This window comes from Ottowia pentelensis, from assembly GCF_964341695.1.
Map to the genome: position 1 here is coordinate 1,638,133 of NZ_OZ224513.1, position 15,507 is coordinate 1,653,639.

General features: G+C 70.8%; 16 protein-coding genes. 4 read left to right on the forward strand and 12 right to left on the reverse strand.

Features of this window, described 5'->3' with window-relative positions; genetic code table 11:
* Nucleotides 1-31 precede the first annotated feature (31 nt).
* The 5 genes from ACWHMB_RS07915 to ppnP form a co-directional block, all read right to left on the reverse strand.
* Nucleotides 32-790, reverse strand: coding sequence for an enoyl-CoA hydratase/isomerase family protein (locus ACWHMB_RS07915; RefSeq protein ID WP_447648495.1), 759 nt, complete (start codon nucleotides 788-790; stop codon nucleotides 32-34).
* On the reverse strand, nucleotides 787-1,380 hold the full coding sequence (locus ACWHMB_RS07920; RefSeq protein ID WP_377480157.1) for a cysteine dioxygenase family protein: 594 nt from the start codon (nucleotides 1,378-1,380) through the stop codon (nucleotides 787-789). Before ACWHMB_RS07920 ends, ACWHMB_RS07915 begins: the two co-directional genes overlap by 4 nt.
* Nucleotides 1,377-2,549, reverse strand: a complete 1,173-nt coding sequence (locus tag ACWHMB_RS07925) for a CaiB/BaiF CoA transferase family protein (RefSeq protein WP_377480153.1) — start codon at nucleotides 2,547-2,549, stop codon at nucleotides 1,377-1,379. Before ACWHMB_RS07925 ends, ACWHMB_RS07920 begins: the two co-directional genes overlap by 4 nt.
* Nucleotides 2,550-2,779: 230 nt before the next feature.
* Nucleotides 2,780-4,024, reverse strand: coding sequence for an MFS transporter (locus tag ACWHMB_RS07930; protein ID WP_447648496.1), 1,245 nt, complete (start codon nucleotides 4,022-4,024; stop codon nucleotides 2,780-2,782).
* A 10-nt stretch (nucleotides 4,025-4,034) separates the two neighbouring features.
* A complete protein-coding gene (gene ppnP, locus ACWHMB_RS07935) occupies nucleotides 4,035-4,346 on the reverse strand; it encodes a pyrimidine/purine nucleoside phosphorylase (RefSeq protein WP_377480147.1) in 312 nt (103 codons plus the stop codon).
* 71 nt (nucleotides 4,347-4,417) lie between these two features.
* On the opposite strand from ppnP, the gene ACWHMB_RS07940 reads away from it, so the two are divergent.
* Together ACWHMB_RS07940 and cysE are read left to right on the forward strand one after the other, a co-directional pair.
* Nucleotides 4,418-5,215, forward strand: a complete 798-nt coding sequence (locus ACWHMB_RS07940; RefSeq protein WP_377480788.1) for an RNA methyltransferase — start codon at nucleotides 4,418-4,420, stop codon at nucleotides 5,213-5,215.
* Nucleotides 5,216-5,229: 14 nt separating this feature from the next.
* Entirely contained in the window at nucleotides 5,230-6,000 is a 771-nt protein-coding gene (cysE, locus tag ACWHMB_RS07945; RefSeq protein ID WP_377480144.1) for a serine O-acetyltransferase, read from the forward strand.
* A gap of 6 nt (nucleotides 6,001-6,006) precedes the next feature.
* Here cysE and ACWHMB_RS07950 read toward each other — a convergent pair whose 3' ends face one another.
* Nucleotides 6,007-6,225, reverse strand: a complete 219-nt coding sequence (locus ACWHMB_RS07950; RefSeq protein WP_293223185.1) for a glycine zipper 2TM domain-containing protein — start codon at nucleotides 6,223-6,225, stop codon at nucleotides 6,007-6,009.
* Between the two features lie 299 nt (nucleotides 6,226-6,524).
* Here ACWHMB_RS07950 and ACWHMB_RS07955 point away from each other — a divergent pair, with 299 nt between their 5' ends.
* Entirely contained in the window at nucleotides 6,525-7,706 is a 1,182-nt protein-coding gene (locus ACWHMB_RS07955) for a hypothetical protein (RefSeq protein ID WP_377480141.1), read from the forward strand.
* A 17-nt stretch (nucleotides 7,707-7,723) separates the two neighbouring features.
* Here ACWHMB_RS07955 and ACWHMB_RS07960 read toward each other — a convergent pair whose 3' ends face one another.
* The 6 genes from ACWHMB_RS07960 to ACWHMB_RS07985 form a co-directional block, all read right to left on the reverse strand.
* On the reverse strand, nucleotides 7,724-8,077 hold the full coding sequence (locus ACWHMB_RS07960; RefSeq protein ID WP_377480138.1) for a hypothetical protein: 354 nt from the start codon (nucleotides 8,075-8,077) through the stop codon (nucleotides 7,724-7,726).
* A gap of 120 nt (nucleotides 8,078-8,197) precedes the next feature.
* Nucleotides 8,198-9,937 (reverse strand): acetyl/propionyl/methylcrotonyl-CoA carboxylase subunit alpha, encoded by a 1,740-nt coding sequence (locus ACWHMB_RS07965; RefSeq protein ID WP_447648497.1) that lies wholly within the window; start codon nucleotides 9,935-9,937, stop codon nucleotides 8,198-8,200.
* Nucleotides 9,934-11,544, reverse strand: coding sequence for a 5-oxoprolinase subunit B/C family protein (locus ACWHMB_RS07970; protein ID WP_377480131.1), 1,611 nt, complete (start codon nucleotides 11,542-11,544; stop codon nucleotides 9,934-9,936). The genes ACWHMB_RS07965 and ACWHMB_RS07970 overlap by 4 nt, the downstream gene beginning before the upstream one ends.
* 18 nt (nucleotides 11,545-11,562) lie before the next feature.
* Entirely contained in the window at nucleotides 11,563-12,375 is an 813-nt protein-coding gene (locus ACWHMB_RS07975) for a putative hydro-lyase (protein WP_377480127.1), read from the reverse strand.
* Nucleotides 12,376-12,433: 58 nt separating this feature from the next.
* Entirely contained in the window at nucleotides 12,434-13,204 is a 771-nt protein-coding gene (locus tag ACWHMB_RS07980) for a LamB/YcsF family protein (protein ID WP_377480124.1), read from the reverse strand.
* Between the two features lie 42 nt (nucleotides 13,205-13,246).
* Nucleotides 13,247-14,491, reverse strand: coding sequence for an MFS transporter (locus ACWHMB_RS07985; RefSeq protein ID WP_293223177.1), 1,245 nt, complete (start codon nucleotides 14,489-14,491; stop codon nucleotides 13,247-13,249).
* Nucleotides 14,492-14,774: 283 nt separating this feature from the next.
* Here ACWHMB_RS07985 and ACWHMB_RS07990 point away from each other — a divergent pair, with 283 nt between their 5' ends.
* Complete coding sequence (locus tag ACWHMB_RS07990; RefSeq protein ID WP_377480785.1) at nucleotides 14,775-15,464, forward strand: GntR family transcriptional regulator; 690 nt, start codon at nucleotides 14,775-14,777, stop codon at nucleotides 15,462-15,464.
* The last annotated feature ends 43 nt before the right edge of the window (nucleotides 15,465-15,507 follow it).

The window sequence follows — 15,507 nt, forward strand, 5'->3', positions numbered from 1 at the left end:
CTCGCCATCGGCGTGTTGAGCAAGAGGGTCTTCAATTTTTGCTCTGCGCGGCACGGTAGGCCGCGATGCGTTCGCGCAGGCCGGGGCGGGCGGCCGAGCGCACCAGGCGCGCCAGATCGTCGGCATCGCCGGCGGCGCCACGCGGATGGCGGCCGGCGGCGATGGCGGTGTGGATGGCTCGTTGCGTGAGCGGATTGAGCCGGCTGACGCGCGCACGCAGGCGCTCGCATTCGCCGTCAACGGCTTGCGCATCGATGCGCCGCGTGGCCAGGCGGCCGGCAAGGGCCTCGTCGGCGTCGATGGGGCGGCCCGACTCGATCCAGTTGGCGGCGCGCGTGGCGCCCACCAGGCCGGCCAGGCGCGCGGTGCCCAGCACCAGCCCGAAGCCGGCGCCCGGAAAGGCGAAGCTGGCGTCGTCCACGATCCAGCGCTCGTCGCAAGCGGCGAACAGGTTGGCGCCCGCGCCCATGGTGCGGCCGTGGGCCAGCGCCAAGGTGGTGAATGGGGCAGCATGCACGGCTTGCAGCAGCAATTCGACCCGCGTGAAGCGCGCCAACAGGCTGTCGTCGGTCTCCTGATCGAGCCTGGACAGATCGAAGCCGGTGCAGAAATGGCGACCGGCGCCCGACAGCACCAGCAAACACAGGGATTCGTCCTGTGCGGCCGCTTCAACCGCCTCGGCCAAGGCGGCCACCAAGGCCGCCGACAGTGCGTTGCCCTTGTCGGGCCGGTTCAGCTGCAGATGCAACACCGGGCCGTCGCGCCGGCTGAGCAGTTCGCTTGCGCTCATGCCGCGGCCCTGGCCCACAGGTTGGGCGCCAGCGCGTTGGAATAGCCCGAGACGAAATCCTTCACCGCGCCCGTCTCGGGCACGAACACATGGCGTGCGATGCGGCCGATGTTGCCGCCGTAGAGGTGGATGCTGATGGAGACCTGATCGGCCAGCGCGTTGCGCACCACATGGATGTCGCCGCGCGTGGGCGAGACGATGTCCAGCTGGCCCGGCAGCAGCGTGGCCTCGGTGCCGTGCGGCGCCAGTTGCCCGTCGGCGCCGCGCGCGTAGCGCTGGCCGCACTCGCTGCCGCGCAGCATGCCGATGATGCCCCACACGGTGTGGTCGTGCACCGGCGTCTTCTGGCCCGGCCCCCAGACAAAGCTGACCAGCGAGAAGCGGTCCAGCGGGTCGCCGTACAGCAGGAGCTGCTGGTAGTGCTGCGGGTGCGAGGCGGCCATGGCGGTGGGCAGCCAGTCGTCGTGCGTGACCAGGTCGGCCATCAAGGGCGTGGCGCCGTCGATCAGGCGGTCTTCGTCACCCGGGTGGGCCTGGGCCAGGCGCGTCATGGCGGCGACGAAACTGAGCAGGCGGCTTTCGGATGTCATGCCTGCACCTCGCGGGTGGCTTGTTCGGCGCGGATCTCGGCCGTGTGCTGGCCGAGATCGGGCGGGGGACGGCGAATGGGCGAACCCTGGCCGTTCAGGCGAACCGGCGAGGCGAAGGTGCGGGTTTGCCGGCCGTTGGGCAGGGTGAGCGGCTGCACCCAGCCCATGTGGGCGGTCTGCGGGTCGGCCAGCGCGGCGGCGTAGTCGTTGATGCGCGCATGCGGCACGCCGGCCGCGTTGAAGGCGTCGATCCAGTGGGCCACGGGTCGTTGGGTGAACTGGGCCTCCAGCAAGATCTTCAGCGCGCCCTGGTTTTGCGCGCGGTCGGTGGGGGTCAAAAAGCGCGGGTCCTGGGCCAGATCGGGCATCGCCACGACATCCAGAACGCTCAACCACAGCTTGTGGTTGCCGGCGGCAATGGCGAAGTAGCCGTCCTGCGCGTGATAGGCCTGATACGGCGCATTGCGCGGGTGCGCCGAGCCCAGCTTGACGGGGCTTTCGCCCTTGCCGAAGTATTCGCTGGTCTGCAGCGCGGCGATGCCCAGCGTGCAGCCGAACATGGGAATGTCGATGTGCGCGCCGCGCCCGCCGGCGCGTACCTGCACCAGCATGGCCGCGATCGAGAAGGCCGCGTACAGGCCCGACGCGAAGTCCACCAGCGGCACGCCGCACTTGACGGGCGCGCCAGCGGGCTCGCCGGTCACGCTCATCACGCCGGACGCGGCCTGGATGGTCAGGTCGAACCCGCCTTCGCCCGAGCGCGGGCCGGTTTGTCCGTAGGCCGAGATCGAGCAGTACAGCAGCTGGGGCTTTTCGGCCGACATGGCGGCCCAGCCCAGGCCCAGCCGGTCCATCACGCCGGGCCGGTTGTTCTCGACCACCACGTCGGCCTCGAGGATGAGCCGGCGCGCCAGCGCGGCGTCGGCAGGGTCTTTCAGGTTGAGCACCACCGAGCGCTTGTTGCGGTTGAGCGAGGCGAAGTTTTCGCTGTAGCCCTCGTTCAGCGGCGGCCACTGGCGCAGGCCGTCGCCCGCCGGCGGTTCGATCTTGACCACCTCGGCACCCATGTCGGAGAGCAGCATGGTGGAAAAGGGCCCCGACGCGGTGGAGCAGAACTCGACGACGCGCACGCCGGACAAGGGTTGGGGAGGATTTTCGGCAGCGGACATGACGGAGCTTGAGGTCAGGATGAATGCATCGTATGAAATTCTGAAATGGAAAACAAATATTCTCCAATATGGAAATTTCAGGAATGTGTTCGTCGATGGGCGGTTGACGTCCGAAGAAAATACGGCACGCGCGCGCGAGCCGAAGCGGGCGGTCGCAGGTCGGGCGCAAAGGTGGCGCTCTCGCGCCGCCGTGGGCTTGACGCGCGCCGAGTCGCCGCCCCGTGCGGTCTTCAGCCGACGCGCAGCCGACGCGTGGGCGCGGCGTATGTGCGCCAGAACAGAAACCCGGCAATGCTCAGGTTCAGCAGGTTCCAGCCGATGCCGTTCAAAAAGGCCGCGTGGTAGCTGCCCGTGATGTCAAAGATCCAGCCGCTCATCCAGCCGCCCAGGGCCATGCCCAGCATGGTGGCCATGATGACGGCGCCCACGCGCGCGCCGACTTCACGCGGGGCGAAGTGCTCGCGCACGATGATGGCGTAGGCCGGCACGATGCCGCCCTGGAACAGGCCGAACAACGCCGACACCACGTACAGCGAGGCCAGGCCGTCGAAGGGCAGAAACAGCAGCAGCGCCAGGCCCTGCAGCACCGAGCCCAGCAGCAGCGTGCGCACGCCGCCGATGTGGTCGCAGATCCAGCCCGACACCAGGCGGCTGGCGATGCCGCTGGCCAGCATCAGCGACAGCATTTCGGCGCCGCGCGCGGGGCCGTAGCCCAGGTCGGTGCAATAGGCCACGATGTGCACCTGGGGCATGGCCATGGCCACGCAGCAGGCCACGCCGGCCACGCACAGCAGCCACTGGGCATGCGCGGGCGACAGGCCGAACGGGCGCTCGCCCGCCACCGCCTGCCCGGCGGCGCCGGGCGCGGCGGGCTGCACCGCCGGCGGGCGCTGGCGCATGCGCAGCGACAGCAGCACCATGCCCACGCCGCAGATCAGGCCCAGTGCCAGGTAGGTGGGGCGCCAGCCGTAGTGCTCGATGCCCCATTGCGCCAGCGGCGGCCACAGCGCGCCGGCCACGTAGTTGCCGCTGGCGCAAATGGCCACGGCGATGCCGCGCCGCCTGTGCCACCACAGCGTGGTGTCGGCCATCAGCGGTGCGAAGGTGGCCGAGCCGCCCAGAAAGCCCAGCAGCGCATGCGCCAGCCCGAACGACCAGACGCTGCCCGCCGTGGCGGCCCACAGATAACCGGCCAGCACGGCCACGGCGCCCACCACCAGCACGCGCGCGATGCCGTGCCGGTCGGCCAGGCGGCCGGTGAAGATGCCGCCCAGGCCCAGCCCGACCATCATCAGCGTGTAGGGCAGCGAGGCCGCGCCGCGGCTGACGCCGAACTCGGTCTGCACGGCAGGCAGCACCACCGACACCACGTACATGCCGCTGTTGCCCAGGGTGACCAGGCCCAGCGTGGTCAGCAGGCGCCAGGCGGCGGTGGGCGAGTCGATCAGGCTGGGGTTGGCGGCGTCAGTGCTCATGAAAAGGCGGTCAGGCGTAGTGGCAGATGTAGTGATAGGCCTCGGCCACGCGAATGTCGAAAGCCGAGTTTGCCGGGATTTCAAAACGCTCGCCGGGGCCGGACTTTTGCCAGCCGTCGCTGCCGGCCAGCCGGTATTCGCAGCCGCCGGCCACGCATTCCATGATCTCGGCCGCGCCGGTGTTGAAGGTCAGCTCGGCCGGCAGCACCACGCCAGCGCTCTTTTGCGTGCCGTCGGCCAGCGTGAAGCTGTGCGAGACGCACTTGCCGCCGAAGTAGACGTTGGCCTGGGGGTTGAGGGTGACGTTGGCGATGGGGCTCATGGTGGCAGGGCGATCAAACGATGAAACGGCCGATGTTAGCCGCGCGGCGACAATCGAGCGCCATGGACCCCGTGCGCACCCGCTTCGTGTTGATCGAGACCAGCCACGCCGGCAACGTGGGCGCGGTGGCGCGCGCCATGAAGGTGATGGGCTTCGATGACCTGGTGCTGGTGCGTCCGCGCTGGCCCGATGTGCTGACGCGCGCGGAGGCGATCGAGCGCGCCAGCGGCGCCACCGACGTGCTGCAGCGCGCGCGCACCGTGGCCACGCTGGACGAGGCGCTGGCCGGCATGACCCAGCTGTGCGCGACGGTGATGACGCCGCGCGACTTCGGCCCGCCCACGCGCAGTCCGCGCGCTCATTTCGAATTGCTATTGAATGAGGAGCTACCAGCGCTTGATGCCAGCGGTCTGGAGGCCGATTTGGCTCAAAAACCGCCGCTGGGCGTGGCCCTGCTGTTCGGCAGCGAGCGCTACGGCATGGCCAATGAGGACGTGTACCGCTGCCACGCCGCGCTCAGCATCCCGACCAACCCGGCCTACGGCTCGCTCAACATCGCCGCCGCCGTGCAGCTGATCGCCTACGACTGGCGCCAGGCGCTGGACGCGCGCGCGGGCGGCTGGGGCGCGCGGCCGCCGGGCGGCGTGCCGGCGCACCTGCCGGCCGATGCGGCGCAGCTGGGCGCCATGGTGGCGCACTGGCAGCAGGCGCTGACGGCGGTCGGCTTCTTGAACCCCGCGGCGCCCAAGAAGCTGATGCCGCGCCTGCAGCAGCTCTTCAACCGCGCCCGGCCCAGCGCCGAAGAGGTCCACATCCTGCGCGGCATCGCGCGCGCCATGCAGGACGCGGCCAGCGCCAAAAAACACTAGACTTTGCGCCCACCATGTTCGACCGCTTTCGCTCCTACGCCCAGGCCATCCTCGAGCGCGACCCCGCCGCGCGCAGCGTGTGGGACGTCGTGTTTTCCTACCCCGGTTTTCACGCGCTGGTGCTGCACCGCCTGGCGCACGCGCTGTGGCTGCGCGGCTGGCACTGGCTGGCGCGCTGGATCTCGCACTGGGGGCGGTTTTTCACCGGCATCGAGATCCACCCCGGCGCCACCATCGGCGAGCGCGTGTTCATCGACCACGGCATGGGCGTGGTGATCGGCGAGACGGCCGAGATCGGCGACGACTGCACCATCTACCAAGGCGTGACCTTGGGCGGCACCTCGCTGGTCAAGGGCAGCAAGCGCCACCCCACCTTGGGCAAGGGCGTGGTGGTGGGCGCATCCAGCCAGGTCCTGGGCGGCTTCACGGTGGGCGACGGCGCCAAGATCGGCTCGTCGGCCGTGGTCACCAAGCCGGTGCCGCCCGGGGCCACAGCGGTGGGCAACCCGGCACGCATCATCTTGGCCGACGACGCCGCCAAGCGCGAGGCGGCGGCGGCCAAGATGGGTTTTTCAGCCTACGGCGTGACCGAAAACGACGACCCGGTGAGCCAGGCGCTGCGCGGCCTGATCGACGGCACGGCCGGACACGAGCACCAGATCGCGCAGCTGTGGCAGGCGGTTGAAAAGCTGGCCTGCCGCATCGACCCCGACTGCGTGCCGGAGGACGCCGCCAAGGCCGAGCACTTCGCGGCCGACAAGCTCAATCAGCTGGTCGGCAAGTAGGGCCTCTCAGCGCCGGCGCTGGTTCTTGCCCACCTCGTTGCCGATCAGCGCGCCGGCCGCGGCGCCGCCCACGGTGCCCAGCGTGTTGCCGAACAGCACATTGCCGGCCACGCCGCCGGCCACGGCACCGACGCCGGTGCCGATCTGGGCATTGGTCGGACGGCTGGCGCAGCCGGCGCTGGCCAGGCCGGCGAGCAAGGCGGCGACGAGGGCGATGCGTTGCAGGGGACGGTGTTGGTTCTTGCGCAAGATAAAACTCCTCAAAAAACTCGGATGTCTGCATGGTCGCGGCAGCGGCAAGCATAACTGTCACCAGAGTGCAGCAATTGCAACCAAGATGAAGCTCTGCATCGGGTTCTAAGGCGCCTGGCCTGACTGGGGTTGGGTGTGTTTTATCGGGTGGAGGAGAGGGCACGCACTGCATTTGCTGACAAAATGTGGGTACTTTCGAGTACAGCGCGCCACAGGCGACAACGGCGCTCGGCGGCTGGACAATCGGCCCGACACACCGAAGGGGTCGCATCGTGATTCAACTTCGACTGGCGTTTCGGCGATCCGTCACCCGTGGCTGGGCGCGCGGCGTGCTGGCCTGGTGGCTGTCGGCCGTGGCAACGGGGGGGATGGCCTTTCAGCTGGGTCCGCTGGGGCCGGCCATGGAGTCGCGGCTGACCAACGAACCCGATTCGACGCTGGCCCTGATCGCCGGTCGATTGGGCATCCTGCTGAAGGGCCGCGTGCACGAGGAAATCACCCAACTGGCCTACGACTGCCCGGTGGCGCCGCGCGACTTGGCGCAGGACGCGGTCTGCGCGCAGGCCGACCAGGACTGGGCCACGCCCTTCATCATTTACGGCGTGCGCTGGAACGACCTGCCGCCCTTCAGCCTGAGCCCCGGGCAGGGCCAGTGCGGCGCCTTCGGCAAGTCGTGCCGCGTCGACCAGACGGTGCGCTTTTCGACCCAGCCGGCGTGCTGGTACTGCCTGTTCGCCGACGCGCAGAAGATCGCGCAGACGCAGCGCATCGTGGGCTGCCGCGCCGGCCCGGGCGAGGTGGTCGGCAACGTGATGACGCGCTCGCACTTCGGCGACCTGCAGTTTCTGCACGCCATGGCCAGCGACGAGGGCATACCTGCCAGCGTCACGCAGGCCGAGGTGCTGGACTGGCTGGAGTTCGCGTGGAAGGTGTCCGCGCGGCAGATCAACGGCGCGCGCCTGCTGCGCGACGTGCCGATCGCCACCATCCAGCAGCGCTTCGGCTGCACCGGCTGGACCGTGGCCGACCTGTACATCCGCGGCCGGCAGGACGCCGCCAGCGGTCTGGCGCCCAAGCTGCACCACATCGCCTTCGGCTCGGTGCTGCACACGGTGCAGGACTCGTTTGCCGCCGGCCACGTCGAGCGCGAAGCGGGTGGCGCCACCGAGGAGGTGTGCCCCGGCGCGTCCTATCCGCAGCCGCCACGCGTGATCGAGTTCCATGCCTACGGGCACCAGGACCCCGCCCTGCACGACGCGGCCGACACGCGCGCGGCCATGACCAGCGAGCACACGGTCGAAGGCTGGCCCGACGCCGTGGCGGCCAGCCGCAACCTGGCGCAACTGCACGAGGACCTGGCGCCCTGGGACGAGGTCCAGCCCTATCTGCAATGCCTGTTCGAGCTGTCGAGCCAGAGCCGCGCCTCGTCGGCGGGCGCGGGCTTCAGCCGCTGAGGGGCCGGGTCACGACCTCAGTCGTCGTCGCGATCGCGCCAGTGCCGCCACCGGCGGTCGCCATGGTGCCAGCGGCGCTCGCGCCAACCCCAGTAGCCGGGCGGTGGCCCGTACATGACGGGCGGGGCCGCGTAATAGGGCGGGGGCGCCACGTAGACCGGGCGCGGCCGCACATAGACCGGCGGCGGCGCGACGTAGACGGGCGGCGGCCCATACACCACCGGCGGCACGTTGCCCACGCCCACCGCCACGCCCGGCGCGCCCATGCCCAGCGACCAATAGACATCGTCGCGTGCCTGGGCGGTGCCGGCCAGCCCCAGCGTGCCGGCGGCCAGAAGGCCCGCGAGGGCGATGCGTTGCAGGGTTTTCATCAGGGACTCCATCGATGGCGGCTGTTTGCGCAGCCTGGTGCCCCTTGAACGCGGCGCCGGCCTTGGCCGTGCACCGCGCGCGCGTGAGTTCCGTATCGGTGCGTAACCCGGCGCGCGGCGTCAGGCGGCGTCGATGTGCGCCAGCACGGCGCCGGCAGCCTGGACGGCGCCCGCTTCGGCGCGCCGGCGGATGGTGCCCGCGCGCGGCGCCAGCACCTGCATTTCCATCTTCATGGCTTCCATCACGGCCAGCAGTTCGCCGGCCTGCACGGCGGCGCCGTCCTCGACCTTCCAGGCCAGCAGGGTGCCGGCGGCCGGTGCGGTGACGGCGCTGTCGTCGGCGACGGGTGCGGCCTCGGGCACGCCGGCCGCCGCGCCGGGTTGGGCGGCGGCCAGACCGGCCAGCAGGCTGGCGGGCAGGCCCAGCAGCACTCGGCGGCCGTCGATCTCGATCGCCGTGCGCGTCAGGCCGCCGGCCTGCGGTTCGGGGCGGCTGGCGGGCTCGGGCTGCCACTGGGGCATCAGCTCGGTCTCGATCCAGCGCGTGTGCACGGCCAGCCGCTCGCCGCCGCTGAAGTCGGCGTGGCGCATCACCGCGCGGTGAAAGGGCAGCACGCTGGGCACGCCCTCGATCTCGAACTCGGCCAGCGCGCGGCGCGCGCGCTCGATGGCGGCCTGGCGCGTGGGGCCCCACACGATCAGCTTGGCCAGCAGCGAGTCGAACTGACCCGCCACCAGCGAGCCCGCGGCCACGCCGCTGTCCACGCGCACGCCCGGGCCGCCGGGCGCATCGAAGCGCGTGATGCGGCCGGGCGCAGGCAGAAAGCCGCGGCCCACGTCCTCGGCGTTGATGCGGAACTCGAAGGCGTGGCCGTGCGGCGCGGGCACGTCGGCCGCATCGAGGCGCGCGCCCTCGGCAACGCGAAACTGCTCGCGCACCAGGTCGAAGCCGGTGGTCTCCTCGGTCACCGGGTGCTCGACCTGCAGGCGGGTGTTGACCTCCAGAAACGAGATCGCGCCGCTTTGGGCCAGCAAAAATTCCACCGTGCCGGCGCTGACGTAGCCCGCGGCCTGGCAGATCTTTTGCGCGGCCTGGTGGATGCGCGTGCGCTGCGCGTCGGTCAAAAAGGGCGCGGGCGCTTCTTCCACCAGCTTCTGGTTGCGCCGTTGCAGCGAGCAGTCGCGTGTGCCCAGCACGCGCACCGTGCCATGCGCATCGGCCAGCACCTGGGCCTCGATGTGACGGGGCTGGTCCAGAAACTGTTCGACAAAGCATTCGCCGCGGCCAAAGGCGGCCTGGGCCTCGCGCACGGCCGAGGCGAACAACTCGTCGATCTCGTCGGCCCGCCACACCACCTTCAGCCCGCGCCCGCCGCCGCCATAGGCCGCCTTGATGGCGATCGGCAGGCCATGCTGGCGCGCGAAGGCGTGGATCTCGGCCACGTCCTGGACCGGCTCGGTGGTGCCCGCCACCAGCGGCGCGCCCACGCGGGTGGCCAGCTCGCGCGCGCTCAGCTTGTCGCCCAGCAGGGCCATGGCGCTGGGCGGCGGGCCGATCCAGGTGAGGCCGGCGTCGATCACGGCCTGCGCGAAGGCGGCGTTTTCGGACAAGAAACCGTAGCCGGGGTGCACCGCGTTGGCGCCGCTTTTCTGCGCCACGGCGATCAGCTTGCCGATGTCGAGGTAGGTGTCGGCCGGGCGCTGGCCGTTTAGCGCGTGGGCCTCGTCGGCCAGGCGCACGTGCAGGGCCTGCAGGTCGTCGTCGGCGTAGACCGCCACGCTTTTCAGGCCGTGGTCGGCGCAGGCGCGGATGACGCGCACCGCAATTTCTCCGCGGTTGGCGATGAGCACTTTTTTCATGGCGATGTCCCTTCGATTTCTGCAAACGGTGCCAGCGGCGCAAAGCGAATCCACGCCCCGGGCGGGATTTGCGCCGCCAGGTCGAGATGCCAGGGCGCGACGCAGCCGATGACGGGGTAGCCGCCCGTCAGCGGATGGTCGGCCAGAAACAGCACGGGCTGGCCGCTGGCGGGCACCTGGATGGCGCCGGTCGCCGTGCCTTCGCTGGGCAGCTCCTGCGTCTGCGCGCGCGCCAGTGCGACTTCGCCGTGAAGGCGCAAGCCCACGCGGTCGGCCTGCTGGGTGACCTGCCAGCGCTGCGCGGCCAGCAGGGCCACCGCCTCGGGCGTGAACCAGTCGGTGCGCGGGCCCAGGGTGATGTCCAGCGTGATGGTGTCGCCCGCGCGGGGCAGCGGCGGCGGGGCGAGCTCGGGCGCGGCGACGGCGCCGCAGGCGCGCGCGTCGCCCACCGGCAGCTGCTGGCCCACGGCCAGCGCGGGCGGGCCGATCTTGGCCAGGGTGTCGCGGCTGGCGCTGCCCAGTACCGGGGCGACGTCGAAGCCGCCGCGCACCGCCACATAGCTGCGCAGGCCGGTGACGGGCTGGCCCAGCGTCAAACTGTCGCCGTCGGTCAGTGCCACGGCCTGGTTGCGTTCGACCGACCACGCGCGCCCGTCGACGCGGGTGAGCGTGAGCGGGCCGGTGGCGCCGGTGACGGCCACCACCGTATTGCCCAGGCTGACCAGTTGCAGCCCGCCGGCCAAGGCCTCCAGCACCGGCAGGGTGCCGGCATTGCCAACCAGGCGGTTGGCGCGCCGCAGCGCGCCCTGGTCGAGCGCGCCGGCGGCCGACACGCCCTGCGCCGCCTGGCCCGCGCGGCCGGCGTCCTGCACCAGGGTTTGCAGGCCGGTGGCGCGCACCTGCAGCGCCGGGCCGGCGTGGGGGGTCGTAGCCGGTGTTTGTGAGTCTTTTTGGCCTGTAGCGCCCGCGGATCGAGCGTGGACAGCTATCGAATTTGTAGTAATGTCGACGAAGCGCACGCGCATGCCCGGCTGCAGCAGCGCGGGCGGATCGCGCGCCAGGTCCCACATCTTCAGCTCGGTGGTGCCCAGCAGCTGCCAGCCGCCGGGCGTCTCACTGGGGTAGACGGCGGCAAAGGTTCCGGCCAGGGCGACCGAGCCGGCGGGCACCCGGGTGCGCGGCGTGGCGCGGCGCGGCACGTCGAGGCTGGGGTGGCCGCCGCTCAGGTACGCAAAGCCGGGCGCAAAGCCGCAAAACGCCACGGTGTAGTCCTGCCCGGTGTGGCGGGCGATCAGCTCGGCCGTGCCGATGCCCAGCAGCGCGGCCAACTCGGCCAGGTCGGCGCCGTCGTAGCGCACGGGGATTTCGATGCGCGCGCCGCCGCGCTCGATGGCGCCGGACAGGTCGCGCTGCACCAATTCGTGGGCGATGGCGGCGACATCCGGCGCGCCGGGCTGCAGGTGAACCAGCAGCGTGCGCGCGGCGGGCACGATTTCATCGACACCGTCGATGGGCCTGCGCTGCAGCGCGGCGAACAGCGCCAGCGTCTGCTCCAGGTCGTCCAGCTCGACCAGCAGCGCGCGGGGGTTGACGGGCAGAAATCGCATGCCGGTTTTCACACCTTCCTAGACGTGGTAGTGGCTGTCGGGCACGTCGGTGATGAACATGTGGCCCGGGGCGTGGGTGACGGCAAAGGGCACGCCCGAGGCCATCACGGCGGCCTGGGGCGTGACGCCGCAGGCCCAGAACACCGGCACCTCGCCGGGGTCGATGCGCACCGGCTCGCCGAAGTCGGGCCGGCCCAGGTCGGCAATGCCCAGCGCGGCCGGGTCGCCGATGTGCACCGGCGTGCCGTGCACGGCCGGAAAGCGCCCCGAGATCGACACCGCGTCGGCCACGCGCTGCGCGGCGATCGGGCGCATCGACACCACCAGCTCGCCGTGCAGGCGCCCGGCCGAGCGGCAGGGGCGGTTGGTGCGGTACATGGGCACGTTGCGGCCCTGGCTGATGTGGCGCACCTCGATGCCGGCGTCCTGCAGCGGCGTCTCGAAGGTGAAGCTGCAGCCGATCAGGAAGCTGACCAGGTCGGGGTGTTCCTGCCACAGCGGCGTGGCGTCGCTCACCTCGCCGGCCAGCCGGCCGTCGCGCCACACGCGGTACAGCGGGATGTCGGTGCGCACGTCGGCGCCCTCGGCCAGCACGGTCTGGTGCGAGCCGGCCTCGATCACGTCGAGCACCGGGCAGGGCTTGGGGTTGCGCTGGGCGTACAGCAGGAAGTCCCAGGCCCAGTCGCGCGGCAGGGCGATCAGGTTGGCCTGCGTCATGCCCGGCGCCACGCCGGCCGTGGGCGCGACCTTGCCGCCGCGGTAGGCGGCGCGGGCCTGGCGCGCGGCGTCGACGGCGGCGCGCTGGGCGGGGGTGAGGACGGCGGCGGTCACTGGACTGCCCTCCGCGCCATGCGCTGCGGGATTCGCACTTGGGAGCGGCCCGGCGTGCTCATGCCCCCTCCCGCGCGGCGAAGGGCGCGAGCGCCACGCCGGCCTGCTGCAGGGTGCGGCGCAGCTGGGCAGCCATCGTCACGGCGCCGGGGCTGTCGCCGTGCACGCAGATCGAGTCGGCGCGCACGGGGGCCAGGCTGCCGTCGACGGCCTCGACCACGCCGTCGCGCACCAGCCGCAGCATGCGCGCGGCCACCACGGCCGGGTCGTGCAGCACGGCGCCGGCCTCGCGCCGCGACACCAGCGTGCCCTGGGGCGTGTAGGCGCGGTCGGCAAAGGCCTCGGCGACCACGCGCAGGCCGGCGTCCTCGGCCCAGCGCACCAGGGGCGAGCCGGCCAGCGCCACCAGCGCCAGCCCGGCGTCGACGGCGCGGATGGCGGCGATCACGTCGCGCGCCTGGCGCTCGTCGTGCGCGATGGTGTTGTACAGCGCGCCGTGCGGCTTGACGTAGCGCACCCGCGTGCCGGCGGCGGCGGCCAGGCCTTGCAGCGCGCCGATCTGGTAGATCACGCTGGCCACCAGGTCGCTGCTGGCCACGTCCATGTTGCGCCGCCCGAAGCCGACCAGGTCGGGGTAGGCCACGTGCGCGCCCACCACCACGCCGCGCGCCTGCGCCGCGCGCAAGGTGGCCAGGATGCCGGCCGGGTCGCCCGCGTGAAAGCCGCAGGCCACGTTGGCGCTGGTGACGATGTCCAGCATGGCGGCGTCGTCGCCCATGGTCCACGCGCCCAGGCTCTCGCCGAGGTCGCTGTTCAGGTCGATCTGCATCGGGGTCACCTCCTTGTTCGCAAAGGGTTGCCGCTCGCCGGTTCAGGCGGTCGCGGTGACGTCGGTCAGCTCGCGGCCGCGCGTTTCGGGCAGCAGCAGGCTGGCGATGATCACCAGCAGGTAGGCGCCGGCCGCCATGTAGCCGATGGCCACGCCCAGCGACATCGAGCTGCTCATGATGCCCACCACGGCCGGAAAGATCGAGCCCACGGCACGCCCGAAGTTGTAGCAGAAGCCCTGGCCCGAGCCCCGGATGTCGCTGGGATACAGCTCCGACAGGAAGGCGCCCATGCCCGAGAAGATGCCCGACAGGAAGAAGCCCAGCGGAAAGCCCAGCACCATCATGGCGGCGTCGGTGATGGGCAGCTGCGTGTAGAAGACCACCAGCACGCCGGCGCACAGCGCGAACAGCATGAAGCAGTTGCGCCGGCCCAGCCGGTCGCTCAGCCACGCGCTGGTGAGGTAGCCCGCGAACGAGCCGGCGATCAGCACGATCAGGTAGCCGCTGGTGTTGAGCACCGACAGGTTGCGCTCCATCTTCAGATACGTCGGCAGCCAGGTGGTGACGGCATAGTACGCGCCCTGCATGCCGGTGGCCAGCAGGCTCGCCAGCACGGTGATGCGCAGGATGCCGGGCTTGAAGATGAGCAGGAAGTTGCTGCGCTGGCCGCTGGCCGCCAGCTTGGCCTGCGTGTCCTTGAACACCTGCGGGTCGCTGATCTGGCGGCGGATGTACAGGATCAGCAGGGCCGGCAGCACGCCCAGCCAGAACAGCACGCGCCAGGCCATGGCCGGCTCGAACAGCGCGTACACCACCCAGAACGCCAGCGCCGAGATGCCCCAGCCGATGGCCCAGGCGCTTTGCACCAGGCCGACCGCCTTGCCGCGGTGGCGCGCGCTGATCATCTCGGCGATCAGCACCGAGCCCACCGACCATTCACCGCCGAAGCCCAGGCCCTGCAGCGCCCGCGTGACGAACAGCTGCTCGGGCGAATGGGTAAAGCCGCTCAGGAAGGTGAAGGCGCTGAACCACAGCACCGTGATCTGCAGCATGCGCACCCGCCCGTAGCGGTCGGCCAGGATGCCGGCCAGCCAGCCGCCGATGGCCGAGGTGATCAGCGCGCCGGTGGCGATGTAGCCGGCCTGCGCCTTGGTCATGCCCCACAGCGCGATCAGCGTCGGGATCATGAAGGTGTAGATCATGTAGTCGAACGCATCGACCCCGTAACCGAGGAAGGCGGCCAGCAGCGTCTTGCGCTCCTCGGGGTTGGTTTCCTTGAGCCACATGGTGTGTGCCTTTCGTGTGTCGAGAAGGGGCGGTGCCGTGCCGGTGTGTGCGCGGCCCGTGCCGGAAGTCACGGATCAGCCGGAGATTGGCTAGCTTGTGTATTGCTCAACCAAACAGATAAATTGTTGAACAAAACAGCGCAGTGAAAAATAGGGATTACCCTGATTTCATGGCCGTCGGCCCGCCACCGGCTGGCTACACTCGGGCCATTTCCTGCCACGGCGCCGCGCGCCAGCCTGCCACCGGAGCCCGCCCTTGAACGCCTCGCCCGACCTGCCGCCCATGGTGATCGACCGCGCGGCCGAGCGCCTGCGCAGCCAGCTCGTCAGCGGCGAGCTGCTGCCGGGCCAGCGCCTGTCGGAGGTGGCGCTGAGCGCCGGCCTGGGCATTTCGCGCAACAGCCTGCGCGAGGTGTTTCGGCTGCTGACCAAGGAAGGCCTGCTGCGCCACCTGCCCAACCGCGGCGTGTTCGTGGCCGTTCCCAGCATGGCCTCGATCATCGACATCTACCGCGTGCGCCGCATGGTCGAATGCCAGGCGCTGGCGCAGGCCATCGCGCAGCATCCGGCGCGCCAGGCCATGCGCGAGGCGGTGGCCGACCAGCGCCGCCTGGCCCAGGCCGGCCGCTGGCAGGAGGTGGGCACCGCCAACATGCGCTTTCACCAGGGCGTGGTGGCGCTGGCCGACAGCGAGCGCCTGAATGCGCTGTTCGACCACCTGCTGGTGGAACTGCGGCTGGCCTTCGGCATGCTGCACGATGCCGAGTTTCTGCACGCACCCTATGTGGAGATGAACGCCGCCATCTTCGAGCGCTTCGAGGCCGGCGACATGGCGCGCGCCGCCGAACTGATGCGCGAGTACCTGACGCACTCCGAGCGCGCCGTGCTCAGCGCCCACGCCCGCCACATGGGCGAGGCCGGGGCCACGTCGGCGGCCGCGTCCGCGGGCCGTCGATCACTATCAAAAAAATAGCTTCTCGCGCTTGACGGACGCGGGCTGCAGGCCGATTTGGCTT